Below are 804 nucleotides of genomic sequence, written 5' to 3' on the forward strand. Positions count from 1 at the left end.
GCCAGAAACCGTCGTCGCGGTGGCCGGTCACCAGCCGTCGCATCCGGGCGAACTCGCGCTCACGCACCAGTGCTTCGCGCTCCGCGGCCAGGAAGCGGAAGGCGCCGGCCAGCTCGACCTCGAAGTGCCGCGACAGCAGCAGATCGCGCCCGGCACCACGGGGCAGCTCCGCGCGCAGCAGGGAGCACACCCGCTCCAGGGCGTCGAGGGTGGGCCGGGTCCTGTTCACGAGGGTCAGATGCCGACCGTCGGGGCGCCGCACCAGGTAGTAGCAGTCGTAGTCGGCGACCACGGAGATGCGCCGGGCCCGCAGATAGGCGGTCGCCGTGAACGGCTGGTCCTCGCCGACCCGCAGCGCGGTGTCGAAGCGCAGCCCCAGCCGTTCCACCAGCTCCCTGCGGAAGAGCTTCTGCGCCGACAGCGACCAGTAGACGCGGGAGGCGAACAGGTCCGCGTCCGGCTGGTTGGTCCGGAACATGGAGCGGGGCACCCTGCGCCCGACGTCCTTCATCCTGCCCAGGACGACGTCCGAGTCCCACTCCTCGGCCGCCGCGGTCAGCCGCTCCAGCGCCCGCACACCCAGGTAGTCGTCCGCGTCGAGGAAGAAGACGTACCGTCCGCGGGCCAGCCCGAGCGCCGTGTTGCGCGGACCGGAGGGGCCGCCCGAGTTGTCCTGGTGGAGCACCCGCAGCAGCTGTGGGTGGCGCCGCGCCAGCCGGTCCAGTTCCTCGCCGGTGCCGTCGGTGGAGCCGTCGTCCACCACGATCATCTCGACCGCTCCGGCCCCCAGGGACTGGTGCAGCA

General features: G+C 72.3%; 1 protein-coding gene. It reads right to left on the reverse strand.

The window, feature by feature from the left end; genetic code table 11:
* The coding region (locus CCN37_RS38270; protein ID WP_210408421.1) for a glycosyltransferase at nt 1-804 on the reverse strand (804 nt) is incomplete at both ends.

The organism is Allokutzneria sp. NRRL B-24872, assembly GCF_002155965.1.
GTDB lineage: Bacteria > Actinomycetota > Actinomycetes > Mycobacteriales > Pseudonocardiaceae > Allokutzneria.